This window comes from Microcoleus sp. B3-D7, from assembly GCF_036705305.1.
Taxonomy (GTDB): domain Bacteria; phylum Cyanobacteriota; class Cyanobacteriia; order Cyanobacteriales; family Microcoleaceae; genus Microcoleus.
This window is the reverse complement of the sequence record NZ_JAUBUE010000051.1, coordinates 1-25,056: the sequence shown is the minus strand read 5'-3', so window position 1 is coordinate 25,056 and position 25,056 is coordinate 1. Positions and strand designations below refer to the sequence as shown.

Below are 25,056 nucleotides of genomic sequence, written 5' to 3'. Positions count from 1 at the left end.
TTAATTCAGTGCAGTGACATTCTCTCCCGCCGCCGGAAGGTTTTCTTTAGCGATAACTCGATCGACCAAACCGTAATTTTTGGCTTCCTCGGCTGACATAAAAAAGTCGCGCTCTGTATCAGCCTCTAATTTCTCGATCGGTTGACCTGTGTGGTGCGCTAGCAGTTGATTCAGCTTACGCTTATGATAAAGGATTTCTTTGGCTTGAATCTCAATATCAACTGCTTGACCTTGAGCGCCTCCAAGCGGCTGGTGGATCATAATCCGGGAACTCGGAAGAGACATCCGCTTACCGTGGGCTCCTGCTGTCAGCAGAAATGCGCCCATACTGGCTGCCAAACCGTAACAAATCGTCACCACATCCGGGCGGATTTGCTGCATTGTGTCATAAATTGCCATGCCGGCCGTCACCGAGCCGCCGGGGGAATTTATGTACATTTGGACATCTTTTTCTGGGTCTTCGGCATCTAGATACAATAGCTGAGCCACTATTGAGTCAGCAACTTCGTCGGTTACGGGAGTTCCTAAAAACACAATTCGCTCCCGCAGCAAGCGCGAGTAAATGTCAAAGGCCCGCTCGCCCATCCCCGACTGTTCTAGTACCATCGGCACTACATTGCTGGGGCTGGAACTGACATCAAAATCGTTATAGCTTGTAATTAGGTAATTGGAAGATTGAGATACAACCATAAGACACCAGTCAAGGATTCTAGACAATTTGCTGCTGCTGATGAAAGCTTTAAATTAAGCCGCCAGCTTTTAACTATTATGCCTCTTCTAAACGGATATCGGGGGAATGGGGTAGTTTTGAGTTTTGAAAGTGCTTTCTGCGCTGGGCGCCAAGCTGGAGTGACTCGCGAGGCTCGCGGGGTGAATGAGTTAAAATACTTACTGGTAAATCATGGCTGATTCTAGCGGACACCCCGAGATTTTAGTAAGGATCGGGCGCACCCGGAGCTTGTAGTTAAGGATCGGGTGCGCCGTTAAAATCGCGGTTGATTTAATGCGCCCAATTAAGACATTTGAACACATTAAGTTTTATTCTTCGCCTACGACTTCCACTTCAACGCTCGTGGCTGCTTCTGCTGAATCTTCAGCGTCTGATTCTTCTGATTCTTCTGCTGCGGGAGTCAGAGACCCTTCAGGTACGAGTTCGATTGTCCCTTTTTCTTCCAACCATTTCAGGGTTTTTTGTTTGAGCAAGTCTTCTGCTACAAATTCCTGCAACCTTTGGGGGTCAAAATCTCCTTTGGGAAACTGCTTTCTGATTTTTGCTACTTCTGCTGCTACTTCTGCTGGTTCAACAGATAAGGATTCCAGCTTGGCTACTTCTGCCAGAGCTAAATTCTGCTTGAGGCGATCGATTGCTTCCGGGCGCGAGCGTTCCCGCATCGGGCCCATATTTTCTTCGGTAAACAGTTGGTTGATATCTATGCCGTAATTTTTCAATTGGACGGCTTGTTGATTCAACAAATAATCGATTTCGCGATCGACCATTGTTTCTGGGATTTCCACGTCTATTAGCTGCGCGAGGGCTGCTGATATAGCTTTTTCCTTATTAGCTGATGTCTTGTTTTCTTGGTCTGCTTTAAACCGAGTTTCGAGCGATTCGCGCAGTTCTGCTAAAGTTTCAAACTCGCTGACTTCTTGGGCGAAGTCGTCGTCCAACTCCGGCAATTCTTTTTCCTTAAGTTCTTTGAGAGTAATCGTAAAGACTGCGGGTTTTCCTGCTAGTTCTTCACTGCTATACTCATCTGGGAACTGCACGGAAACTTCTCTAGTTTCTCCTGGATTCATCCCGATCATGCCTTGGATAAAGCCCGGTACAAACTGATTTTCCGATAATTCTACTTGAAAATCTTCTGCTTGACCGCCGGGAATTTCTGCGGGAGTTTCGCCTTCTGGTGCTTCCGCAAATCTACCGGAGAAATCAACCAAAGCCATGTCTCCCAACTGAGCCGGCCGGCCTTCTACGGGGATTAAAGCAGCTTTGTCCGATCGATATTTTGCCAATACCTCATCTACCTGAGCCTCATCATACTTAGCTTCTTCTGCTTGAAGCTGCAAACCTGTGTACTGACCCATTTTCACTTCGGGTTGTACGTCAACCTTCGCCGAAAAAATCAGAGGCTGTTCTGGATCGAACTTCTCTAGTAATTCTTCAAACTCGGTGCGAAGTTCAAAACTGCCAATTGCCGCAATTTTTTCTTGTTCTAGGGCTTTTTGCAGGGAATCATTAATCAAATTTTCCAAAGCCGTCGCTTTCAAGCGAGTCTGGCCTAGGCGCTGTAGCAAAACTTGACGGGGAACTTTGCCTTTGCGGAACCCAGGAATATTAACCTCGCGAGCAAATTGTTTAATTACTTGCTCGTAAGCTTGTTTTGACTTTTCTGACGGTACTTCGATTTCCAGACCAATTTGGCTAGCTGGAAGTTTTTCCTGGGTTACTTTCATCGGCTTTTTTGATATTTAACAATAGTGTAATAAAATACATACAAATCTGACTTTGCCTGCATTTTAATTTTGTACGCTTTGACTCGTAACGGCACAACTACAACACCTTTACCGGATGAGACTGTAAGTCATTGCCGGCTACTTTTTTGGCTCTTGCCAAATAGTTTTGGTTTGAGGATACTAGCTTTTGCTGCTAGGAATGTGGAGGTTAAGTCCACTAATTGCCGATGCACCATAGCACATATCGCCCTGTGATGTCAATCTTGCCGGCCTCTGCGGCTAGTTAAGAAATGGATGCGCCTGCGAAAATGCAGATATATCGCAAAACTTAACCGGATGCGGATTGGGCGTGGGCGATTGGCAAAAGATGCTAAACTGGCACTGGGTACGATCGCACGGATCGATCGGGAAGTTCGATCGCCTTTTTCGCTTAACTGCACCATTGCTATCCTCTCATGCTCCTGATATCGCATAACATTAATTAAGTTTGATATTGAGAATTGCAGTTATTTAAATTTTTGATTTCGATCGTTTAGGCTTTATTTTTTGGAGGAAACTAATTTGTCTCAATCCTATCGAGTTGCCATTTTAGGAGCTACCGGCGCAGTCGGTGCCGAGTTGCTAGAACTATTGCACAGCCGGAGTTTTCCGATTTCTAACTTGAAGCTGCTGGCTTCGGAACGTTCAGCAGGCACAACTTTGCCTTTTGGCGGCGAGATGCTGCCGGTCGAAGCAGTTTCGGCGCGATCGTTTGATAATGTAGATTTGGTACTCGCCTCTGCCGGCGGCTCTACTTCTAAGTTATGGGCTCCGCAAGCGGTGGCAGCCGGGGCAGTGGTAATTGACAATTCTAGCGCTTTCCGCATGGATGCGACGGTACCGCTAGTGGTTCCCGAAGTCAATCCCCAAGCAGCAGCATCTCACCGAGGTATAATTGCTAATCCCAACTGCACGACTATTTTGATGGCAGTTGCCGTTTGGCCACTTCACAAAGTTAGGCCGATACAGCGCATCGTTGTAGCGACTTACCAGTCTGCCAGCGGGGCGGGGGCAAGGGCAATGGAGGAAATGAAAGCTCAAGCAAGAGCAATTTTGGAGGGTGAAACGCCCAAAACAGATATATTTCCCTACCCCTTAGCATTTAATTTGTTTCCGCACAACACCCCGATTAATGATTTGGGGTATTGTGAAGAAGAGATGAAAATGGTAAACGAAACTCGGAAGATATTTGGTACGGACGAGATTAAAATTACGGCAACTTGTGTGCGGGTTCCCGTACTACGGGCTCATTCGGAAGCGATTAATCTAGAGTTTGCAGAGCCTTTTAGCGCGAGCGAGGCCCGGGAAATCTTAAAGCAGGCAAGCGGGGTTAAGCTGGTAGAAGACTGGCAAGCTAATTATTTCCCGATGCCCGCAGAAGCCAGCGGTAAGGATGAGGTGTTAGTGGGCAGGATTCGTCAAGATATTTCTCACCCCTGCGGGTTGGAGATGTGGCTGTCGGGCGATCAAATCCGCAAAGGGGCGGCTTTAAATGCGGTGCAGATAGCTGAGTTGCTGGTAGAAAAAAATTTGTTGCGAACCCAAGTGGCGGCGGCTTCTAATTAGGGGGAACCCTGGCAATTGGGAAATTCAAATTGGGGATTTTAGATAAACCTTTCATCTGAAATCAAAAATTTAAAATCAAAAATCAACAGTCTAAAATCGGAGAAAGTGTGGTAAAGTTTGGACGGGTTCTGACTGCAATGATTACGCCGTTTAAGGAAGACGGCAGCGTTAACTATGCGGTAGCAGAACAATTGGCAGTTCATTTAGCCGATCGCGGTACAGATAGCTTGGTAGTGTGCGGCACTACAGGCGAGTCTCCCACTATGACCTGGGATGAAGAGTACGAATTATTTCAGGTGGTACAAAAGGCGGTGGTCGGTAAGGCGTTAGTAATCGCAGGAGCCGGATCGAATTCTACTTCAGAAGCAGTCGCAGCTACCCAAAAAGCAGCTAAACTCGGGTTAGACGGCTGTTTGCAGGTGGTTCCTTATTACAACAAACCCCCGCAAGAAGGTTTATACAATCATTTTCGGGCGATCGCGCAATCTGCTCCAGAATTGCCTATAATGTTATATAACATCCCCGGTCGCACTGGTCAGAATATGTTGCCGGAGACGGTGGCTCGATTGGCAGAAATCCCCAACATAGTGGCCGTAAAAGAAGCAAGTGGCAACTTGGATCAAGCAAGTCAAATTCGGTGCTTGACATCCCCTGAATTTGCCATCTATTCTGGAGATGATTCCCTAACTTTGCCAATGTTGGCGGTAGGAGGATCTGGTGTAGTTAGCGTAGCCAGCCATCTGGTAGGAGAGCAACTGCAACAGATGATCAAAGCTTTCGAGGCGGGTCAAGTTCAAGTCGCTACCCAGATTCACTTGCAACTTTTTGACCTGTTTAAAGCTCTTTTTCTCACTACAAATCCCATTCCCGTCAAGACAGCTCTCAAACTTCAAGGCTGGGATGTAGGCTCCACCCGTCCGCCCCTGTGCGATCCGCCCGTTGAGGTAACTCAAAAGTTAAAGGACGTACTGAGTCAGCTAGCAGCAGTATCAGCTAGCAAGACGAGCGAGAACGAGTTTTCAGACAACTGAATATTGGTTGTTATCAGTCATTAGTTCTTAGTCATCAGTCATTAGTAATTAAGTGTTAGTAAGTAGCTAACAGTCCAGGATTAAAGACTGAAGATAGAAGAATGAAGGCCAAAGACAACTGACTGTACGGGATAGTAAAACCCGCCAGGGAGTTTTCCATAAATATTTGGAAAAATATCGCCCTACCAACGAACAGTAGACAAAAGACGAAAGACGACAGACCACAGACCACAGACCAATAACAAAAATAACTAACAAAGGATACGCATGATCAAAAATACAACTGCATCTGCTCTAAAAGTAATTCCCCTCGGCGGGCTGCACGAAATCGGTAAAAACACTTGTGTGTTCGAGTACGGCGACGAAATCATTCTTTTAGATGCCGGTTTAGCGTTCCCGACAGATGGAATGCACGGGGTAAATATTGTCCTCCCAGACATGACTTACCTGCGGGAAAACAGCCACAAAATTAAAGGTATGATCGTGACTCACGGTCACGAAGACCACATCGGGGGAATTCCTTACCACCTCAAACAATTTGAAATTCCGGTCATTTACGGCCCCCGTTTGGCGATGGCTTTGCTAGCCGGAAAATTGGAAGAAGCGGGAGTGTCTCACCGCACTGAATTGAGAACGGTTCGACCCAGGGATACTGTAAGAATTGGCAAGAATTTCTTAGTCGAATACATCCGCAACACTCACTCGATGGCCGACAGTTTTACTGTGGCAATTCACACTCCCGTCGGAATTGTGATCCACACCGGCGACTTTAAAATTGACCACACTCCTGTAGACGGCGAGCATTTTGATTTGCAAAAGCTAGCGGAGTACGGTGAGAAAGGCGTGCTGTGCTTGATCAGCGATTCTACTAACTCGGAAGTTCCCGGTTTTACCGCTTCGGAAAGTTCTGTGGCGCCGAATTTAGACAGAATTATCGCTCAAGCACCCGGACGGGTAATGCTGACGACTTTTGCTTCGTCGGTACACCGATTGCAAATTGTTTTGGACTTGGCTAAGAAAAACAATCGGTATGTCGGAGTGGTTGGCCGGTCGATGCTTAACGTCATCGCTCACTGCCGCAATCTCGGCTACATCAAATGCGAAGATAGTATTTTCAAACCGCTGAAAGAAATCCGCAATTTGGCTGAAGATAAGGTACTGATTTTAACTACAGGTTCCCAGGGCGAACCGATGGCGGCGATGACTCGCATTGCTAACGGCGAACATCACGAACTGAAAATCAGAAAGGGCGATACAGTCATTTTCTCAGCTAATCCGATTCCGGGAAATACGATCGCAGTGGTAAACACGATCGATAAACTGATGATGCTGGGAGCACACGTGGTTTACGGCCGCGACAAAGGCATTCACGTTTCCGGCCACGGCTGTCAAGAAGACCAAAAGTTAATGATTAACATGACTCGTCCCAAGTTCTTCTTGCCAGTACACGGGGAACACCGGATGCTGATCCAGCACTCCAAGACGGCTCAAAGCATGGGCATTCCCGCTAGCAATATGGTGGTTATTGATAACGGCGATGTCGTAGAATTAACTGAAAATTCAATGCGAGTCGCTGGTCAAGTGCCTTCAGGAATTGAATTGGTAGATGCTTCTCGATCGGGCGTTGTCAAAGCCAGCGTCCTCAAGGAACGTCAGCAGTTGGCTGGAGATGGCGTTGTAACTGTAGCGGCGGCTTTGAATTGGGAAGGCAAATTAGTTGCAAAACCAGAAGTCCACTTGAAAGGTGTAGTGACATCAGCCGATCGCGCGGAGGTGATCAAATTAATCACTCAAACCATTGAAACAGTTTTGAGCGATCGCTGGTCAGAATTTGTCAAACCCGCCACTGCTGACTCACAAGTTGATGTTGACTGGGTAGGAGTTCAAACGCAAATAGAAAAGGCTATTCAGCGAGTGATGCGCCGGGAACTTCAAAGCAATCCGCTGCTGGTATTCCTGATGCAAATTCCAGAAGAAGCCGTGCGATCAGAAAAAGCACCAGTATCTCCGGGTTCCCTGGAAGCACCTAAGCTATTATCATCGCCATCATCGCCATCATCGCCATCATCGCCATCATCGCCATCATCGCCATCATCGCCATCATCGCCATCTCCTGCCAATCAGGTGACGGGCCGGCGCCGTCCCCGGACTGCTGCAAGGGCAGCTTCTTAGGGCGATAATTCTCGGACGTACTGCGAACAAAGAAATAAGTTTTAGGTTTGTAGTTGCGCTTGGATGCCCAAGCGCAACTACAAGCCTAGATTTGATTTCATAAATAGATTTCCTCACTAAGTGAGGGAATAGTTTTTAACCGCAGATAAACGCCAATGAACGCAGATAGTAATTAATTCTATCTGCGTTCATTGGCGTTTATCTACCACCATCTGCGGTTGCAAAATCAGCCACCAGCAACTGCTGGAACAATGCTGACTTCATCGCCATCTTGGAGAGCAGTTTTTGAGCCATCCAAAAAGCGTATGTCTTCACTGTTGACGTAGAAGTTGAGAAATCTGCGGGGTTCTCCCTTTTCGTCGCACAGGCTTTTTTTGATGCCGGGACAATTTGTTTCCAGCGATTCAATTAGTTCGGAAATGTTATCGCCGGCGCATTCGATGGTGGCTTGATTGTTGGTAAATTTTTGCAGGGGAGTGGGAATTAAAACTTTGACGGTCATTTTTTTAGTCCTTAGTCAGTAGTCATTTATTAGTTATTAGTCCTCAGTTATTAGTCATCAGTAATCAGTCCGTAATCATCAGTCAACAGCTTAACAACCAATGACTAATGACTACCTACTACTGACTAATAGCTGTTGTTAAACCGAAACTTGTTGCCATTCTAAGCGTTCGAGCGTGCGGGCGCGTTCTAGGGCGCGCTCGAACGCTTCTAGTTTCGGTTCCAGGGTGATGGGTTCGCCGATGTAGCCTTGAACTGCTTCTTGCGTTTTCAAACCGTTGCCGGTGATGTAAGCGACGGTGGTTTCATCGGGATTGATTTTACCTGCTTCTACGAGTTTCTTCAAGACTGCGATTGTCGTGCCACCTGCAGTTTCTGTGAAGATGCCTTCGGTTTCTGCTAGCAGTTTCATGCCTTCTATGATTTCGGTGTCGCTGACGGATTCAATGTTGCCGCCTGTTTTGCGGGCGATTTCCAAGGCGTACATACCGTCGGCTGGATTGCCGATCGCGATCGACTTAGCAATTGTATTCGGTTTCACCGGTTTCACGAAATCACGGTTTTCGCGGAATGCTTGGGCGATGGGGGAACAGCCGTCAGCTTGGGCACCGCTGAACCGTACTTTCTTTTCATCAACTAAACCGACTTCGATGAATTCATTAAAGCCTTTGTAAATTTTTGTGAACAAAGAGCCGGAGGCGAGGGGAGCGACGATGTGATCGGGCAATTGCCAGCCTAGTTGTTCGGCAACTTCGTAACCGAGGGTTTTTGAGCCTTCGGAATAGTAGGGACGCAAGTTGATATTGACAAATCCCCAGCCATGTGTATTGGCGACTTCGCAACAGAGACGGTTAACTTGGTCGTAGTTGCCGTGAACTGCCATGACAGTTGGATTGTAAATCAGAGTGCCGAGGACTTTGCCTGCTTCTAAGTCTGAGGGGATGAAGACTACGCAGTCGAGTCCGGCGTGGGCGGCGATCGCAGCCGTAGAGTTAGCTAAATTGCCGGTGCTGGCACAGGATACCGTTGTGAAACCCAATTCTCTCGCTCTGCTGAGGGCGACTGACACCACTCTGTCTTTAAAGCTGAGAGTGGGCATATTGACGGCATCGTTTTTAATATAAAGATTTTTTAGACCGAGGCGGCGCGCCAAGCGGTGGGATTTTAATAGAGGAGTCATGCCGGTGCCGACATCGATGACGTTATCTGTAGCGACTGGTAAAAATGCGCGGTAGCGCCAGATCGAGTTGGGGCCGGCTTGGATGGTTTGGCGAGTGACGCTGCGGCGGATGGCGTCGTAGTCGTACTTGACTTCAAGCGGGCCAAAACAGCAATCGCAGACGTGCTTGGCTTGGAGTTCGTACTCTTCACCGCATTCTTTACATTTAAGGGCTGTGAAGGTTGCTGCTGTGGATTGGGTTCTGGTCGCCTGGGTCATAGCTCAACTCTCTAGTTTTGCGATGTTTGTTAATTCTTTTCGCAGAATACCACGCTCAAATTAGTGCGTCAACCATACCCGATTTTTTTAGTCGGGATTGATTTTTTATTTAAACAGTGGTGTATTTAACTTTGATATTTGGGCGGGTGGGACGCCCACCCCACAAGGATTTGACTTGTTTTCAGGCTCGGGCGGGGAATCCAGATTGTCAGGCCCGCACGCGAACCCGATCGAGCTCAAGGATGATTTGCCGACGGAATTGTTACAAAACTTAATAAATCTTTTTTGGGCGAACAATTGGGCAGTCGTGCGATCGAACACAACTACAAAACCTCGAATTTTTGATTAACTGAGATGTTGCACCATTCTCAAGAACAGGCTTTTCGGCCTGTTCCACAATAAAATTCATCTCTTGTGGAACAGGCCGAAAAGCCTGTTCATAAAAAGCTTATTGAGAATGGTGCAACATTTCAGATTAACCAACTTAGCCTACCCGCCGCTGACGGGGGGGATGAGTACAACTTCGTCGCCGTCTTGGAGGATGGTGTCGGGGGAGACGAATTCCAGGTTGAGGCCGAAGCGGGTGCGATCGCGCCACTGTTCTAATTGAGGATATTGGGCGATCGAGCTTTCGAGCACTTGAGAGACTGGGGTTTCGGGAGGAAGTTCTAATGTAAGTTCCGAAACGCCGTAGGCTTCACCGAAGGCGGCGAACAGTTTAACGGTGATGGTAATCGAAGAGTCAGACACGGTAGTTTAGTGCGATCGACGGTTTGGCAATTATCAACTACACCATACAATTAATTAGGAATTAGGCGCGCCGAGGCTTAGAATTGAAAGCGACAACCTCTAGTTAATTTTTACCCCATCGGGTAAAGATGATAGTTGATTGCAGCAAAAACTCTTAACAAGATTGTATGCCGATCGCTCTCACCAACCAGGCGTTAGAAGCTGTTGGCATCCACTTAGATGCAGCTAGCTAAGGTCTAGTTGGCTGCTGTTGAGGCTAATGCGAGAATAATTTTTGAGGATGCGGTATAGATACTTTACGGTAATTGTGGGAGAGTACAAAAAGCTCGCACTACATTTAGCAGGCAACAACGCAGACCAGACCCTGCCAACCCGCTTCTCCTGACTAAAAATCAGGTTATCTAGTGCGGCTTGGGATTGTCAAACCTTTGCCCTGCTTAGCAAGCTAGCCGTTCTATCTAAGAAGAATACTGAAGTTAACGCGATAGAAATATATGGCACATAACGATTTTAAAGTGCTTCAAATTATTGAAGCTAAAGGCTGGTATGCCTTTGGGAGTACGAAGCAAAGCCAGCACGTTGAGAGATGGGTAAGACCTGTCGTGTGTTGGGTTTTAATAGAAGACAAAAAAAAGCGACGGGTTGTGACAGCTACCGCTAGCTATCAGATTCAGATTGACGACAAAGAAGTCGAGTTTTTTGCCCACGAAAGCGAAATTCAAGATCTGGATAGTCTCCCGAAGTCTGTCTCGGTATCGGAATTTCTGAAAACAGAAGATTGAGAGAAGGGCAAAAGGAGCTGATTTAACAAGTTATTAATTATTCCTTAGTGATTCCTTAAACTTGCTGTCGGATTCTATTGGAATTAGAGGCAGAAGCTCTAGATTGGGGAGAGGGGCAGATGGGGACAGGGGGAGAATTTATATTTTTGCCTTGCCTTCTGCATCTTGTACCCCATGCCTGAAGTAGCCCAAAAAATAAAGAGGCCGGAAGATTGCTGGCAATGCCAACACGCTTCCGACCTTGCTGAATAACAGGGTATGCATATGTTTTTAAAGTATGGCAGGGAGGCTTTTGAGATATCAAGAGGACTATTGCAATCACCCACTTTTGCTTTCAGGCTGGGTTTGCAAGGTTCCTATCATTTTAGACTGAGAATTTGAAAATTGAGAGGGGGAGGCTTACAGGTTAAGGATTATAGCTATTTATCTGTAGCGGGTGCTACAAAAAATGGTGGCATTTGCCGACGATCGCACATTCTCCCTAAATTGTTTGCACTCAAAGCTGAAAGTTCGATCGCCCGCTGCCACCGCTGCGATTTTAAACCCCACTCAGAACAGGTTCAGGCTTCTGCCGTGGCATCCGCCGCCCCAGCAGAGCCATCCGCACGCCGCCTGCAGGCCCTAAAGTCACCCCTCGGCGTTTGGCCTGTACGGGCTTTTTCTCGACCAATACTAGGTCGAAATCCCGCAAAATGGTTGCCAGCACGAGTTTCATCTCCAACTGCGCCAGCGCCAAGCCGATACAGCGGCGGCTGCCGCCTCCAAAGGGCAAATACTCGTAAGGCGAGAATTGCCTCTCCAAAAACCGTTCCGGTTTAAATTGCAGCGGTTCTGGATACAAATCCTCCCGTCTGTGGGTCAAATAAATCGAGCCGAAAACAACCGTACCCGGTTCGAGTAGATGTCCCATCAGTTCCACGGGCGATCGTACCACTCGCGGAAACGTCAGCATTCCCACCGGGTAAATTCGCAGCGTCTCCTGACAAACTGCACTCAGATAAGGCAAGCGGGAAACCTCCATCGGGTCGATATTTTCCCCCAAACTGTCCAATTCTTGCAGCAGCTTTTGGCGCACTGAGGGCAAACTGTGAATCCAGTAAAATGCCCAAGCTAGGGCAGTTGCTGTGGTTTCGTGGCCTGCAAACAGCAGCGTCATCAACTCGTCCCGCAATTCTTCATTGGTCATTGGTTGCCCGTTTTCGTCGCGCGCGGCCATCATTAAGCTGAGAATGTCGGTGCGGTTGGCATCAGGTTGCAGTCTGCGTTCTGCAATTTCGCCGTCCATCAGTTCGTTAATTTTCCGCTGCTGCTGTTTCATCCGTCCCCAAGGACTCCAGGGCCCCCAATCTTGCTGCATCCAGCCTAGAAACAGCATACTCGATCGAAAAGGAGAGCCGATCGTATCGATAATCGCAGCCAGCAGCGGGGAAAGTTGCTGCAACCGTGGCCCGTCATCCAGACCGAAGACAGCCTGCAAGATTACCCGCATGGTGACTTCCTGCATGGCGCTGCGGGCCACAAAAGGTCGATCGACCGACCACTTGCTAGCGACATCAGCAGAGATATCGCAAATTAGTTGGCCGTAATTCCGCATCCGTTCCCCATGAAAAGGTGGCATTAATAATTGCCGATCGCGTTTGTGCTTTTCTCCAGAGAGTACAATCATGGATTGTTCTCCCAGCAAGGGTTTAAGAATACCGTTGATCTCGCCTGGAGCGTCAAAAGCTTTGCTGTTGAACATTTCCTGGATGGCTTGCGGGTTGTGGATCATCACGAATGGTTTGAGGTTGCTCCATCGAGTCGTGAAAATCTCCCCGTACTTTTTGGCACATAGATCCAGGTATGTCAGCGGATCGCCAATCCATTGAATTAGCTGCACGAAGCGGGGGCTTTTGGGGCCGTCAGGTAGTGTCATAGGAATTACCGGGGTTTTGGTCACAGGACTTAGCAGCATCAAAAAACCTCAAAGGGTTTGAAGGTTTATTCAATCCCTCCCAACCGTTTTTTTTAAGGGGAGAAGTGCGTCAGTCCCATCTCCAATAATTTTAATAGCTTATTCTTTAACCGTGTTCAAAATGTCCTCTCCAAGCTCTGTAAAACGCACAGTTTTGATTTGCCAAGGAGCATAACTGGTTAAAGTTTGGCGCACGCCCCCGAACAAACCTAACATCTGACAACTCGACAAATTTTGCAATTTCTGCCGCGAATTTCCGGATGCTCGCAGATCCACGGTAGCTATTCCGAGGTCGCGATCGATCTTGAGGCGATAACCAGCCAAACCAAGACTATCGAAAATCTGCTGCTTTAACACTTCATTAAGCGCCGACGACATTAACTGGTTCTCTGGGCCTGTAACTGTTTCCGGCTTCAGAGTTTGACACAAATTATCTACCTTATAAACCGTAACGGTGGCAGTATTTTCTGAGAGGGCAGCACTGCCTAAAACTGAGGCAACAGAGTTAGAAGGCTGCGTTAATTGGCTCGATCGAGCCTCAATTTGATTTCCCGTTAGCTGTAGGTGTTGGAACTGAGGGGCGCTTGCTGAGAGTTGCCTCTGGTTTTCGGTTGAGGTAGCTGCATCTGAGCTAGAACAACTGCTACCGCCTATCAAAATTAACCAAACGCCTAAATATCCTAACTGTTTGCAGATAGGGTTCATAGTTTTTAATACTCTACTAAACGTCAGTGTATGGAGGGTGAATTTTGGTGGTAGAAAGCACTTAGACCCTGATTACACTCACTTAGAAGTATTTCCCGCAGTACGGAGATGAAAACAAGTTAAGAGTTCTTGTTAATACCTGGGTTTTAGTGTTAGATCAGGTAAGAGGGGTTTTACCCCTCATGGGTGTAACCCAGCAGGATACCTGTCTCAGCAGATCAAGCTCGCGACCCAGCTCGTAAGTGATATCAAATACCTTGTCAGTGGTGTGATGTACCGTTGCAACTCGATCCCTTCCAAGCTCTGAGGTGAAAAGCCTCTTTCCGGTTGGTAAAAGCCTGAGTTTGATTAGTAGTAATGAGGACAGAATTCCGACTTGCGCGCGCATTTTAAGGTCGGCTTCGGAGCGCTTTTTTAACAGCGCCGAAATCGCGGTTAGAGGGAACGTGCAAATCGCGAACAATATCAAAACTTACGCATCAAGAGCAAAAAAACCGGGTTTTTTAACCAGGCATAAGGGCTGCAACGAAGTGTTTTCGTAAAAAAAACTGGTTTCTGGTCAAGTCGCGAATCACATAATTCCCCAGTCCGCGGATCTGTAACGAACAGGCGTGTCAAGGGTGTTATCGCAGCATTCGGTGATTTTTGTGCCGAATCTCATAAAACACAGTGAAAAAATCATGAAACAGCAATTATTGACAAAAGTTTTGGTGGCAACAGCGATCGCCCTCACCGGCCTGACGGTTGCTTCTCAACCGAGTTACGGTCGGCGAGCAGAGGGGGAAAGTGGATTTTGGTGCAGTACCTCGACCGGTGCACCGGTGACGGTGTACCAAAACGCTCAAGGTGCTGTAGAGCCTTGGATTGAGTGGACTTCCGATTATTTCTCCGGTTCTGGGTACGATCCGGCAACTCGGTGTCAATTAGTGAGTCAACGCCTAGAAACCTATCGCCGCCGACGAATGCTTAAGTACATTACTGCAGGTCAGATGAACGGCCAGAACGTCATCTGCACGGCGAATCAAGTCAATGGGCTGTGTCAAAATTTGATTTATACCCTCAGACCCGGCCAAGACCCGATCGGCTCTTTGTATAATTTGTTGGCTTGGCGCCAAGGATATGTCGGGATGCCGTCTTTTGATGAAACCAGTAAAATTCCTTACATTGATGTCAGCGAAAAGCTAGGGGAAAACACTGCCGATGAGGCGCAACTGCCCCCTTTTCCCCACCGTTCGGACAGCCTTAAAGATTGGCAAATTTTCCATCCCATCACTAATTCCAAGGATTGAGGTCGAAAAGTTGGCGCGTCAAACAGCGGTACGCATCCCGACGGGAATATCTTCTGGTTCTGGGACGACCGTCCCAGTAGCAGGGCTAAACCTATACGGTGCTGACTAACTGGCACGTTGTGGCGATCGGAAAATGGTCACCGACGACGGTTTCCTCCACCCACTGCTAGGAGTTCGGAGGCGGCTGGGCAATAGCTATCTGGCGATCGTTGAGTTTCGCAGCGCGAGCGAGTATAACGTAGCACCATTCAGCATTGAGCCAGGAGCGGTGTCTGAGCCAGTGTTGGCAGTCGGCTTTCCTGCGGCTGCTGAGGTTGGGGCTTTGGTCGTGACGCGGGCTTCTTTTCGGTGCTGCTACCCAAATCTTTGCCTCAAGGTTATATAGGGCTATACAAATGAGGTTAAAATCGGTATGAGTGGCGGCCCGATTTTTAATGCCAAAGGTTTCTTGGTTAAGATTAACGGTAGGGGCAAGTATCGAGAGCCAAATTTTGGCGTCTATGCTTTTGAAGATGGAAGTGAACCAACAGCGGAATTATTGGAGAAAATGGTTAAATCCAGTTGGGTAATTCCGATTAGTATATATTTGCAGTTTGCCTCGTTTCATCTAGGGAGTTATCGATGAATGTGTGGAGTTTGCGGTTTGACGCGCTGACAATCATCTTGACAGGTGCATTAACAGTGACGGCGGTTGTCAGCCAACAATATGCTGCCTGTGCCAAAACAGCAGAAGAAATTGCCCAGCTAGCGACTTTGACAACTGTGGAAGTCAACAATACGCTGGGTTTTTTTGCTAGTGGATCGGGAGTAATTATTGCCAAACAGGGCAATATTTACACGGTTCTGACAGCTAATCATGTGGTGGCAAGCCTCGCTCAAAAATACAGCATTCGCACTCATTTGGAGAAGGACTATGCTGCGATTAGAATACAGCGACTCCCGAAAAATGACCGGGATATAGACTTGGCTTTGATACAGTTTCAGAGCCGAGAACAGTATTCTGTAGCACCAATGGGCGAGTCAGAACGTGCTGTTGTCGGCTCTGCTATTTACGTTTCTGGCTATCCGCTGCCAATTTCGGGATTTGAACGAAAACTTGAGTTTACTGCTGGTATCATCTCTTCTCGCTTGGGCAGCGCCTCATCGGGGTATCGTCTGCGCTACCAAGCTGTAACCAGGCGCGGGATGAGCGGCGGGCCTGTATTTGATGCTGATGGCAGGGTGGTAGGAATTCACGGCCAGGGGGATACTGTTGGCACAATTAGGAGTCCATGGAACGGTCAGATTGAGGAGATAAAAACGGGGTTGAACGCGGCAATCCCGATCGATGCTTTTAGGGAGTTGCTATCACAAAATAAGCATAACGGCTTTGATATTCTCAGCAATCTTTCTATCAGCACCGCCTCTGGTCAAAACCAACCGAATCGGGGTTATGGAGGATTTGTCTGCGATACCTCGACGGGCGAGCCGGTGACTGTGTATCAAAACCCGCAAGGGTTCAGGGAGCCTTGGATTCGCTGGAATTCTAATTTCTTTTCTAGTTCTGGCTACGATCCTCTAACTCGCTGCCAACAAGTCACTCAGCGCCTTGAAAATTATAACCGCAATAAACAGCTAAATTATGTCACGGTGGGTATTGTAAATAACCAGAAAGCGATTTGCACGACTAGCCGCGTTAATGGGCCTTGCGAAGGTTTGATCTACACGCTGCGCCGCGATCAAGATCCGACTCCTGCACTTAGCAGTTTTTTTGTTTGGCTGGGGAATCAAAAGGCTGTGCCTTCTCTTTCAGAAAGCGGTACTGTGCTGTATATCGATGTCCGGGAACGGCTGGAACAATTTTAGATTTGAGATTTGAGATGGATTAGTAATGGGTAAACACAGAACCCCGACTTATGCAAAAAGTCGGGGTTCTCAAATAACTACTTATTAGCTTAAAAATTGAGATATTTTACTTATTTATCACTGACATAATAGAACTCATGATTTTTTGGAACACGGAAGCTATAAAATTACTCTTACATTAATCGAATTCAAATTTTTTAGGTATCAAGCATGACAGCAACTACCCCGCAGGCAACGTCAACAACGCCCGCTTTTTGCGAAGGCATTCAATATTTTTCGGAAACACTCCCTGGTTTTGAGACTTATGGGAAAGGACCTGCGATCGCCGAGGGGAGCAAGTCGATCGCCGATCCTGCCGATCCCGTCGCCGTCTTTCAAACGATGCTGGGAGCCGACGCCCTGCGCTACCTGACGCTGCAAGTTACCGCGAGCAAGGCATCGGGACATCCGGGGGGTTTTGCTAGCCAAGCTGAGGCTTATGCCGCTTTGGTGATGCTCGGACACAAGAACATTGTCACCGAAGTCGGCCATCACGCACCGGGATTTTACAGTGCGATGTTTCTCGATCGATCTTTGGAGGATATGGGAATTGTTAACGTGCAGCAAATGCGCGATAAATTCCGAGAAAAAGACGGTTTGTTAGGACATCTTTCCGGTTTCATTCCCGGCCTTTTAGCACCGGCGGGACCCCTCGGACAAGGGCAGCATTTCGCAATGGCTGGAGCGCTTTTACACCGCGAAAAACTCTTTGCTTTCACAATAGGCGACGGCGGCATGGGCGAACCCTATCCGATGAGCAGCATGGCGCATTTCCACACTGCTTATCCCAGCGTTACGAACTTTTTGCCTGTGTTGGTTTGGAACGGATATTCTCAGGAACATCACAGCATGGTTTCGACTAAAACTAATGCTGAAATGATTGCTTATTGGCAAGGTAACGGTTTTGAAGAAGTTATCTTAGTTGATGCTAAGGAATTTGACGATAAAAATCAACCGGAAGATTATGTTGACAGCACTGCTTTTTCGCTCGAACAGCGCATGGCATTTACCAAAGCTGTTTTACAAGGAGTTGACAAAGCGGCAAAATCTGCTCTCGGCGGCAAATTAACTGTGTTTATTATCAAACAGTTGAAAGGTGCCGGAGTCCACGCGCGCGGAGCAAAATCTCACAACCTTTATCCGAAAGATACGCTGGATGCTCCGCACATTATCAGTGCTTTAAAAGAGCGCGCTTTGCCTGCTGCTGCTTGGGAGTTGGTACGGACAAATAGCGAGCGTGCGGGCGGCGGGCCGGCGGCGAAAACAGTTGTTACTGAGTTTACATGGCCCCTAGCCGATTTAGGCGAATTGCCTTTAGAAGAATTTGCAGTTGGGGGAGAACCGAAGATTTCGACAACAGCAATGGGGGTTTTGGTAGGGAAAGTTGGCGAGCGCGATCGTAATTTTCTTGTCACTAATGCAGACGGCAATGAAGCATCGGCAATTGCCAATATCAACCAAGCTCTCAAAATTATTCACCCGACGACAGATGACCTGTACAATCAATCGCCAAACGGTCAAGTTTACGAACCTTTGAGCGAAGATGCTTGCGCCGGTTTAGCCGTAGGCTTATCGCTATTCGGAGCGCGGAGTTTGTGGTGTTCCTACGAATCTTTTGCCATCAACGGTTTACCAATTTGGCAAACTGTAACCCAAGCAATGGCAGAATTGCGCCGTCCAACTCCGGCAACTGTCACCTTATTTACAGCGGGTGCATTGGAACAAGGCCGCAACGGTTGGACGCACCAGCGGCCGGAAATTGAGGCTTATTTTGCGGCGATGATGCGGAACGGAAATGTGTTTCCTTTGTTTCCACCGGATGCTAACAGCATTCAAGCTTGTTATGAGTGGGCTTTGACTGCTAAAAATAAGGGAGTTGTGATTACTGCAAGCAAGTCGCCGCTGCCAATTCGCACTACTTTTGAACAGACTCGCCAAGCTTTGCAAGACGGTGCAATAGTGCTGCACGAAGTCGATTCCCCGCAAGCTTCCCAGAATCAAGGGGGGAGCAAAAAAGTTGTGTTTGCAGTTGTCGGCGACATGACGTTAATGCCAGTGTTTGAAGCGGCGGCATTTTTGGAAACAGAAGGGATTGGAGTGCGGATTGTTTCTATTGTGAATCCCCGGCGTTTGTATCGTGCTAGCGATGTTGCTTGGGATACTTGTTCGGAAGCTGACGGCGGCTTTTTGAGCGATGAGAAATTTGCTGAATTGTTTGGCGGAGATGCCTTGATTGGCGTGACAGGCGGTGCTTCTGGGATGTTGGAACCAGTGATGCTCCGCAGCAATTGCAAGCGGGATACTTTCGCTTGGAAGCGGGGGGAAACTACTGCTAGTGCTGGTCAATTAATGGCGTTTAATGGATTGACTGCTGAGGCGTTGACTAAAAGGGCGATCGAGCTAGTTCATTAAGTTAGAATGTGAGTGAATGCCCCTGCCTGGTTTGTACTGGGTAGGGGCTAGTAATATTTAAAATAGGATGGTAATACCTATGACAGGAAAAATTTTAGAAGAAATAAGTACGCTTGCCGAACAGCGATTGATTCTCCCTGGTTATTATAGTTGGGAGCAATTGGAGGCGATCGAATCTTTGATGGCAGACTCTTCGGGTTTGCGGATAACTTATCTTGATGGGTGGATCGAGTTTACGACACTGGGTGAAGCACATGAGACAATCAGTTGTATTCTTAATTTTTTGCTACAACTCTACTTTTGTGAAATGGGAATTGAATATATTCCTGTAGGAAGTGCAACTCGCAGAAACCGGGGAAGAGATGTATCATTTGAACCAGACGAGTCTTATTATATAGGTTCAAGAAAAGAGCATCCCGATCTCGCAGTCGAAGTAACCATTACTAGCGGGAGTACAAATAAACTCGCTAAGTATCTGCGACTTCGCATTCCTGAAGTCTGGTTTTGGGAAAATAATCAGTTGGCTGTGTATGGGTTGCGGGAGGATAATTATGAGCAAGTTTCAAGAAGTGAGTTGCTGCCGGAATTAGATTTAGAATTGCTGGTGCGTTGCGTTTTAATTCCTTCAAGGATTGAAGCAAGGACAGAGTTTCTTAATGGGGTTAGGCAAGTGGGTTGAATGCTGAGGAGTTGGTGAAAAGTGCGATCGTCTAGAAGGGCTTCGCTAACGGCTTAATTGGTTAAGCTAAAATGTTACAGACAACCATTGGCTCTCACAAAAAACCTTTGCGCGATCGGCTCCAAGGATTTGTTAGACTGGTAGGTGTAAAGTTACTAAGCTCAAAAATATGAAAATTTATAGCTTTTATATGAAATCTTTTAGAATCGGAATTATTCCTATTTCTCTTCTCGACTTCTGCGTGAATTAGCGTCAATCCCTTGTCATCTGCGGTTAAGAAATTCTCTTTTGAAAACCGCAGATGAGGGCAGATAAACACAGATAAACGCAGATGAACTATCTCAAATCCGGTTGCACCGTTCGTGATTTTTGACTGTTGACTAGATTTGAAGCCCCACGATGCTACCGGATTTGATATGATACGATTCTAGAGTTATACGTGCAGCTTTAACCTAATTGTGAGGGGAGAATTTATTCGGAAATTTTTCGTGTTTTACTGTAAGATAAGTTGGCTTTGTTAGGTCAACATTTAGCGAGCGTGATAGAGGTTTTGCGGCGGCAGAACATCAATGTTTGGTAAAAAAAATTGTCTTAATTTTATTCGTTTTTTTCCCCGCACGCCATCAACCAAAAACTCATCATCGAGCGATCGCCTGCAGCTACAAACTCATCCCGCGAAACCAGATAGCTTTCTATTTCCGACTCGGAAATCAACCCTTGTTTGACCATTTGCAAAATGGGCCCGGAGTCCAGCAAAGGTTCAAACGCTTCAATTCCAATTAAATCGCTGTGGCTGACAACCGCTTCTAAATCAACGCTACCAAACCCAGCTTCTTTGAGAATGCGACACAGATTACGCCCGACGCATAAATTACCGCCCCGCGATGCCATTACCTGCTTGAATTTCTCCCTGACAATCTCGACTGACCAAGGTGGATTTGTCAGCCAAAACAAATCCGCGTCGCTATCAATAATCACCAGTTTTCCCCCTGGCTTCAAGATGCGGAATATTTCTCTAGCTGCTGCGACGGGCTCTGGGAGGTGAACGAACAGCAAACGGGCGATCGCAAAGTCAAACGTGTTATCATCCAAACCAGTATCCGCCACCGATGCTTGAATGCGATTTACTCGATCGCCCCCTTTGTCCTGCAAATATGCTACTGCTTTTTCGTGCAGTACCGGGTCAAGTTCTACCGCTGTTACGGCACTGTTTGGCAGCAATTCTAACAGTTTTTCAGTGAAAAATCCCGGCCCGCTACCCGCTTCCAAAACATTCATCCCGTCAGCTAAACCGAACCAAGTTAAATTGCGCGCATCCTTTTCCCAACTGAGAAGAACTTGACCTTTTAGCCGCTGGATTTCTGCGTCAAGTTCCAGATTGTACGTGCTGGCTTGATACGAACCTTCTGCTACCATAAAATCATCCTTTTTCCTGCTGCGACACCTAGATTATAATAGAACTGCGCTTTAGCGCAATTCTCGTTGCGGACATCCACAACGCCAGTTGGCGGACAGATGCAGGACGGGAGCCAGGTAATTCCTCTATTGTAAGAAGATGACAGAGACAATTTTAGATTTGGGATTTTGAATGAGAATTTCAGCGGTTTAAAACCCCTAGTTTCAACTAGGTCACAAATCGAAAATCGTAAACTCCCAATCTAAAATGGGTGGACGGATTACCTAAACTGACGATGTTGTGTGGCAACGAATAAATTATGCCCCAGACTTTACCTCAACCGGAGAAACGAACATTTTTAGTTGTGGATGACCATGCGATGGTGTTAGGTGGCACGCTTAACATTCTGAAGCAAGAATATCCAGAGGCAGACATTCTGACGGCTCCGACTGCTCAGGCAGCCCTTCAGCAAATAGCGCAGACGACCCCGGATTTGGTGATTGTGGATCTGGTGATGCCAGAGACGAGCGGCGAAACAGCTCAAGCGAATTCAGGGCTTCAACTCCTCAAAACGTTGATGGAGCAGTATCCGAGTCTGAATATTGTGGTGCAGAGTGCCCATGTTCGGACTTTAGTTTGGCTGAAACCGTCGATCGACAATCACATGGGAGGCTTCACAGTTGTCGATAAGAGCCAGCCGATGAAAGACTTGCTGGCAATGGTTGATTGGGCGCTGCACGAGCGGATTTATACACCCAGAGAGATCCGCAACGGGCTGCAACTCAAACCCGCCTGGATGCAGGTGTTGCAATTTGCTTTTCAAGAGAGCTTACAGGATACTGCGATCGCCAAACGGATGAATGTTTCTGAACGCACAGTGCAGCATTACTGGACTAAGATTCGAGATGTGCTAGAGGTGTATCCTGATGATGATAAGAATCTGCGGATTCAAACGGAAGTGCGAGCTAGGGAACAAGGATTGATTGATTAGTGAAGCGCGATCGATGGCAAGCAGTGAAAGCGGGCCTCACGACTTGGGGACGAGGAGCGCTTCCAGGGGTGATGGTGATTGTCGCTGTGATGATGGCTCGATTGACCGGTTCGCTTCAGTTTTTGGAGTTGGTGACGTTCGATCGATTTCTGCTGCTGCGTCCCCCTGAGCCAATGGATGACCGGATTGCGATCGTGGGCATCACCGAGGCAGATATTCAACGCGCCAGAACTTATCCGATTCCCGATCGTGAAATTGCCGAACTTATCAAATCTTTGCAGACGTATCAACCGATCGCGATCGGGCTGGATATTGTACGCGATATTCCGGTTGAGCCGGGTAATGCTGAACTAACATCGGTGTTTCGCAGCAGCAAGAATACGATCGGAGTGGAGATTGCGCTGCCCGATCGCAGTGGCTTTACCGTGGCACCTCCGCCCGCGCTGCCATCGGAACAGGTTGGCTTTGCAGATGCCGTTCTCGATGCGGATGGCTACCAGCGCCGAAGTTTGTTGGGCGCTCACAACTCCCAGCAGGAATACCGTTTTTCGTTGGCGATCCGGCTGGCAGAACGCTATTTAGCAGCCCGAGGAATTGAGTTTGGTAATGGAATACGCGACCCAGACGCGAAGCGCTTTGGCAGCATTGAATTAACCAGAGTGCAGTCAAACTCTGGCGGATATGTGGGGGCGGATGCTGGCGGCAACCAGATTTTACTCAATGTTCGCAGCGGGACAATGCCGTTTCGCGTGCTTTCTCTCTCGCAAATCAAATCGGGACAGGTCAACCCGGATTGGATTCGAGGCAGGATTGTGCTGATTGGGATGATGTCTTTTAGCGCGAAGGATTTGGCAAGTTCAGGTGCGATCGTGGGCATCAATCCGGGACGGATTTACGGAGTCGAAATCCAGGCGCACGCCACTAGCCAGATCGTTAGTGCGGTGCTCGATCGCCGATCGTTGCTTCGGGTTTGGGCAGACGCATGGGAATATCTCTGGATTGTGGGATGGGGACTTTTGGGGATAAGTTTGGGGCGGTTTTTGCGATCGCCCTGGAAAATTTTGTTGGGGCTGTTAGTCGCCAGTGCCAGCTCGATCGCGCTCTGTTACTGGCTGATTCTTTTGGGATGGTGGGTGCCGATCGTGCCTGTGTTGTTGGTGCTGGTGTTGAATGGGGCTGGCTTGATGGCAGCGTTATTTTATCGCCACGAACAGGAACTCCGACTGCGGTTGGAGGAACGTCAGTTTGCGATCGAGCAGACCTTTAATGCAATTCATAGCGGCCCGTTACAAACATTGGTTGGAATTTTGAGAAGTGCTCAAGAACAAGCCGCACCGCCGTTATTTCTACCGGAGTTGCAACGCTTGAATCAAGAATTGCGGGCAGTTTACGGCTCTGTGCAACGAGACGCGATCGCGGATGAACCGCATCTCCGCATGGGGAGTGCGATCGAATTGGCCCTGCAGGCTCCATTGCATGAATTGCTCTACAAAGTCTATTCCAACACGCTCGAACAAGAATTGCCCTACCTCAAAACGATCAAATTCAAAATAGTGCAGTTCGATCCCTTGAACACCTCGCATCTGCGGTTGGAACACAAGCGAGCACTCTGCCGCTTTCTGGAAGAAGCGCTCTGCAATGTCGGCAAACACGCGATCGAAGCCACTCGCTTGACTGTAATTTGCACTCAAGAAGGCGATCTGCAGGTGATTCGGGTGGCGGATAATGGTAGGGGGAAACAGTCTCCGTCAGAAACGCTTAGCTTGGCTGAAATCGATCGAGACAGGGAAATAACCGAAGATCCAAACCCTAAACTTCAACCTTCAGGATTAGGAACCCAGCTTGCAAAGAACTTAGCCAAACAGTTAGGCGGAGCATTTCGGCGCTACCCGAATCAACCGAAGGGGACAGTCTGCGAGTTAACCTGGCCAGCAAAACGGCGGTGGTTCTGGTGATTGGTTGGGTTCACCCTTGTCAAATCGGAGCTAATTGAGATGAGATATTGCACCATTTTCAATAAGGCATTTATGAACGGGCAGGATGCCCGTTCCACAAGAAATTCACTCTTTGTGGAACGGGCATCTTGCCCGTTCTTGAGAATGGTCCAAGAGCTCAGATATAACGATCGACAACACGGCAACTCTGGATAGGGCAATGCCCAAAGCGTGTCAACTTAAGCTGTCAGTCCACCCAGTCCTCCCGCCCACCCGGCAGTCCGCCAGGGAATGAATTCCCTGTCTCAGAGCGAAAGTCCTCCTAAGAAACTCAATCTAACTGCGGAGTTTTAGCAACTAGCTCAAACCCAAAAGACTCCGCAGTTTTCTCCAGCTTAGAGACAATCCGTTGTCGATATTTCTGTTCGTAATAGTCAGCACCTGCATCGGCATAAGCGGTTTTTGTACTCCAAAGATGATAAAAGATGCGGGCTAGCTTATGGGCAGCGGCGGTATTAGCCCCAGGGCCCCCCAATCTAGCGCGCAGCCGACGATAAAAAGCTCCTAAAGCTGATTGAGAGCGAGATAAAGATTGAGCAGCCAAACGGAAGGCATTGGCTGCTCGATTCACGACTGAACGAGTATGAGAACTTTTGACTTTACCGCCGGTAATCCTCGAACCTGGACACAACCCTAACCAGGAACAAAAGTGTTTAACGGTGGGAAAACGAGTAGCATCTAATCCGACTTCCGAGAGCAGGGTTTGTACTGTGAGGGCATCAAAACCAGGAATTTGGGTAAAATCTACTCCACTAATCCGATACAAATGGTTGCGTAAGTTAAAATTGGGCTCATGACCTCTGGGCTTTCTGTTACCGCGTTTGGGAGGAGCTGGTGGGGGATTGTGTTCTCGTTCGGCAAAGCTGGCTAAATATCGATCGATCTCGACATCGCAGTTAGCAATTTGTCCTTGATAGATATCATAGAGTTGTAACTCTTGTTTTAACCCTCTTTTGTCACTCTCGTGGTAGTATAAGGAGTGACACACCCCAAAAGCATTGCCAGTCCTATGGTAGAGC

At 47.8% G+C, this 25,056-nt stretch carries 22 protein-coding genes; 12 read left to right on the top strand and 10 right to left on the bottom strand.

Features of this window, described 5'->3' with window-relative positions:
* The 3 genes from clpP to QUB25_RS25070 form a co-directional block, all read right to left on the bottom strand.
* On the bottom strand, positions 1 to 690 hold the full coding sequence (gene clpP, locus QUB25_RS25080) for an ATP-dependent Clp endopeptidase proteolytic subunit ClpP (protein WP_015179195.1): 690 nt from the start codon (positions 688 to 690) through the stop codon (positions 1 to 3).
* Positions 691 to 1,038: 348 nt separating this feature from the next.
* A complete protein-coding gene (gene tig, locus QUB25_RS25075; RefSeq protein WP_333060536.1) occupies positions 1,039 to 2,454 on the bottom strand; it encodes a trigger factor in 1,416 nt (471 codons plus the stop codon).
* Between the two features lie 257 nt (positions 2,455 to 2,711).
* The gene (locus QUB25_RS25070; protein WP_333060537.1) at positions 2,712 to 2,897 is read right to left on the bottom strand and encodes a hypothetical protein; all 186 of its coding nucleotides are present in this window, start codon (positions 2,895 to 2,897) and stop codon (positions 2,712 to 2,714) included.
* Positions 2,898 to 3,015: 118 nt separating this feature from the next.
* On the opposite strand from QUB25_RS25070, the gene QUB25_RS25065 reads away from it, so the two are divergent.
* From QUB25_RS25065 to QUB25_RS25055, 3 genes are all read left to right on the top strand, one after another.
* Positions 3,016 to 4,059, top strand: coding sequence for an aspartate-semialdehyde dehydrogenase (locus QUB25_RS25065; RefSeq protein ID WP_333060538.1), 1,044 nt, complete (start codon positions 3,016 to 3,018; stop codon positions 4,057 to 4,059).
* 107 nt (positions 4,060 to 4,166) lie between these two features.
* Positions 4,167 to 5,090, top strand: a complete 924-nt coding sequence (gene dapA, locus QUB25_RS25060) for a 4-hydroxy-tetrahydrodipicolinate synthase (protein WP_333187328.1) — start codon at positions 4,167 to 4,169, stop codon at positions 5,088 to 5,090.
* Between the two features lie 267 nt (positions 5,091 to 5,357).
* A complete protein-coding gene (locus QUB25_RS25055; protein ID WP_333187326.1) occupies positions 5,358 to 7,262 on the top strand; it encodes a ribonuclease J in 1,905 nt (634 codons plus the stop codon).
* A gap of 226 nt (positions 7,263 to 7,488) precedes the next feature.
* Here the strand turns inward: QUB25_RS25055 and QUB25_RS25050 are convergent, their stop codons facing one another.
* The 3 genes from QUB25_RS25050 to QUB25_RS25040 all read right to left on the bottom strand — a co-directional run bounded on the left by QUB25_RS25050 (position 7,489) and on the right by QUB25_RS25040 (position 9,951).
* Positions 7,489 to 7,764, bottom strand: a complete 276-nt coding sequence (locus QUB25_RS25050) for a MoaD/ThiS family protein (protein WP_006632924.1) — start codon at positions 7,762 to 7,764, stop codon at positions 7,489 to 7,491.
* Positions 7,765 to 7,902: 138 nt separating this feature from the next.
* Complete coding sequence (gene thrC / locus QUB25_RS25045) at positions 7,903 to 9,201, bottom strand: threonine synthase (RefSeq protein ID WP_333187323.1); 1,299 nt, start codon at positions 9,199 to 9,201, stop codon at positions 7,903 to 7,905.
* A gap of 489 nt (positions 9,202 to 9,690) precedes the next feature.
* Positions 9,691 to 9,951, bottom strand: coding sequence for a MoaD/ThiS family protein (locus QUB25_RS25040; protein WP_172188039.1), 261 nt, complete (start codon positions 9,949 to 9,951; stop codon positions 9,691 to 9,693).
* Between the two features lie 494 nt (positions 9,952 to 10,445).
* Between QUB25_RS25040 and QUB25_RS25035 the strand changes: the two genes are divergently transcribed.
* Positions 10,446 to 10,733, top strand: coding sequence for a hypothetical protein (locus QUB25_RS25035; RefSeq protein ID WP_333041628.1), 288 nt, complete (start codon positions 10,446 to 10,448; stop codon positions 10,731 to 10,733).
* A 538-nt stretch (positions 10,734 to 11,271) separates the two neighbouring features.
* On the opposite strand, the gene QUB25_RS25030 is transcribed toward QUB25_RS25035, so the two are convergent.
* The gene (locus QUB25_RS25030; RefSeq protein ID WP_333187319.1) at positions 11,272 to 12,648 is read right to left on the bottom strand and encodes a cytochrome P450; all 1,377 of its coding nucleotides are present in this window, start codon (positions 12,646 to 12,648) and stop codon (positions 11,272 to 11,274) included.
* 138 nt (positions 12,649 to 12,786) lie between these two features.
* Positions 12,787 to 13,392 carry a hypothetical protein gene (locus QUB25_RS25025; protein ID WP_333187317.1) on the bottom strand — a complete coding sequence of 202 codons (606 nt, stop codon included), beginning with the start codon at positions 13,390 to 13,392 and terminating at the stop codon, positions 12,787 to 12,789.
* A 680-nt stretch (positions 13,393 to 14,072) separates the two neighbouring features.
* Between QUB25_RS25025 and QUB25_RS25020 the strand changes: the two genes are divergently transcribed.
* The 6 genes from QUB25_RS25020 (at position 14,073) to QUB25_RS24995 (ending at position 19,656) form a co-directional block, all read left to right on the top strand.
* Positions 14,073 to 14,681: a COP23 domain-containing protein gene (locus QUB25_RS25020; RefSeq protein WP_333060545.1), complete on the top strand. Its 609-nt coding sequence runs from the start codon at positions 14,073 to 14,075 to the stop codon at positions 14,679 to 14,681.
* A gap of 133 nt (positions 14,682 to 14,814) precedes the next feature.
* Entirely contained in the window at positions 14,815 to 15,066 is a 252-nt protein-coding gene (locus QUB25_RS25015) for a hypothetical protein (protein ID WP_333187314.1), read from the top strand.
* A 27-nt stretch (positions 15,067 to 15,093) separates the two neighbouring features.
* Positions 15,094 to 15,306: a hypothetical protein gene (locus tag QUB25_RS25010; RefSeq protein ID WP_333187312.1), complete on the top strand. Its 213-nt coding sequence runs from the start codon at positions 15,094 to 15,096 to the stop codon at positions 15,304 to 15,306.
* Positions 15,303 to 16,526 (top strand): COP23 domain-containing protein, encoded by a 1,224-nt coding sequence (locus QUB25_RS25005; RefSeq protein WP_333187309.1) that lies wholly within the window; start codon positions 15,303 to 15,305, stop codon positions 16,524 to 16,526. Before QUB25_RS25010 ends, QUB25_RS25005 begins: the two co-directional genes overlap by 4 nt.
* Before the next feature lie 210 nt (positions 16,527 to 16,736).
* Positions 16,737 to 18,977, top strand: a complete 2,241-nt coding sequence (locus QUB25_RS25000) for a phosphoketolase (RefSeq protein WP_333187306.1) — start codon at positions 16,737 to 16,739, stop codon at positions 18,975 to 18,977.
* Between the two features lie 79 nt (positions 18,978 to 19,056).
* Positions 19,057 to 19,656: a Uma2 family endonuclease gene (locus QUB25_RS24995; RefSeq protein WP_333187304.1), complete on the top strand. Its 600-nt coding sequence runs from the start codon at positions 19,057 to 19,059 to the stop codon at positions 19,654 to 19,656.
* A 597-nt stretch (positions 19,657 to 20,253) separates the two neighbouring features.
* On the opposite strand, the gene QUB25_RS24990 is transcribed toward QUB25_RS24995, so the two are convergent.
* Entirely contained in the window at positions 20,254 to 21,072 is an 819-nt protein-coding gene (locus QUB25_RS24990) for a methyltransferase domain-containing protein (protein WP_333187301.1), read from the bottom strand.
* Positions 21,073 to 21,371: 299 nt separating this feature from the next.
* Here QUB25_RS24990 and QUB25_RS24985 point away from each other — a divergent pair, with 299 nt between their 5' ends.
* Together QUB25_RS24985 and QUB25_RS24980 are read left to right on the top strand one after the other, a co-directional pair.
* Positions 21,372 to 22,043, top strand: coding sequence for a response regulator transcription factor (locus tag QUB25_RS24985; RefSeq protein WP_333043098.1), 672 nt, complete (start codon positions 21,372 to 21,374; stop codon positions 22,041 to 22,043).
* Positions 22,043 to 23,998 (top strand): CHASE2 domain-containing protein, encoded by a 1,956-nt coding sequence (locus tag QUB25_RS24980; RefSeq protein WP_333187298.1) that lies wholly within the window; start codon positions 22,043 to 22,045, stop codon positions 23,996 to 23,998. The genes QUB25_RS24985 and QUB25_RS24980 overlap by 1 nt, the downstream gene beginning before the upstream one ends.
* A gap of 310 nt (positions 23,999 to 24,308) precedes the next feature.
* Here the strand turns inward: QUB25_RS24980 and QUB25_RS24975 are convergent.
* A partial coding sequence (locus QUB25_RS24975; protein WP_333187295.1) for a transposase occupies positions 24,309 to 25,056 on the bottom strand: 748 nt, incomplete at its 5' end.

Coding starts and splice junctions, on each gene's coding strand:
- QUB25_RS25070 (WP_333060537.1), bottom strand. CDS start 2,897: ATGGTGCAGTTAAGCGAAAAAGGCGATCGAACTTCCCGATCGATCCGT.
- QUB25_RS25020 (WP_333060545.1), top strand. CDS start 14,073: ATGAAACAGCAATTATTGACAAAAGTTTTGGTGGCAACAGCGATCGCC.
- QUB25_RS24995 (WP_333187304.1), top strand. CDS start 19,057: ATGACAGGAAAAATTTTAGAAGAAATAAGTACGCTTGCCGAACAGCGA.
- QUB25_RS25050 (WP_006632924.1), bottom strand. CDS start 7,764: ATGACCGTCAAAGTTTTAATTCCCACTCCCCTGCAAAAATTTACCAAC.
- clpP (WP_015179195.1), bottom strand. CDS start 690: ATGGTTGTATCTCAATCTTCCAATTACCTAATTACAAGCTATAACGAT.
- QUB25_RS25035 (WP_333041628.1), top strand. CDS start 10,446: ATGGCACATAACGATTTTAAAGTGCTTCAAATTATTGAAGCTAAAGGC.
- QUB25_RS25025 (WP_333187317.1), bottom strand. CDS start 13,392: ATGAACCCTATCTGCAAACAGTTAGGATATTTAGGCGTTTGGTTAATT.
- QUB25_RS24985 (WP_333043098.1), top strand. CDS start 21,372: ATGCCCCAGACTTTACCTCAACCGGAGAAACGAACATTTTTAGTTGTG.
- QUB25_RS25000 (WP_333187306.1), top strand. CDS start 16,737: ATGACAGCAACTACCCCGCAGGCAACGTCAACAACGCCCGCTTTTTGC.
- QUB25_RS25010 (WP_333187312.1), top strand. CDS start 15,094: ATGAGTGGCGGCCCGATTTTTAATGCCAAAGGTTTCTTGGTTAAGATT.
- QUB25_RS25005 (WP_333187309.1), top strand. CDS start 15,303: ATGAATGTGTGGAGTTTGCGGTTTGACGCGCTGACAATCATCTTGACA.
- QUB25_RS24990 (WP_333187301.1), bottom strand. CDS start 21,072: ATGGTAGCAGAAGGTTCGTATCAAGCCAGCACGTACAATCTGGAACTT.
- thrC (WP_333187323.1), bottom strand. CDS start 9,201: ATGACCCAGGCGACCAGAACCCAATCCACAGCAGCAACCTTCACAGCC.
- tig (WP_333060536.1), bottom strand. CDS start 2,454: ATGAAAGTAACCCAGGAAAAACTTCCAGCTAGCCAAATTGGTCTGGAA.
- QUB25_RS25030 (WP_333187319.1), bottom strand. CDS start 12,648: ATGACACTACCTGACGGCCCCAAAAGCCCCCGCTTCGTGCAGCTAATT.
- QUB25_RS25015 (WP_333187314.1), top strand. CDS start 14,815: ATGGTCACCGACGACGGTTTCCTCCACCCACTGCTAGGAGTTCGGAGG.
- QUB25_RS25055 (WP_333187326.1), top strand. CDS start 5,358: ATGATCAAAAATACAACTGCATCTGCTCTAAAAGTAATTCCCCTCGGC.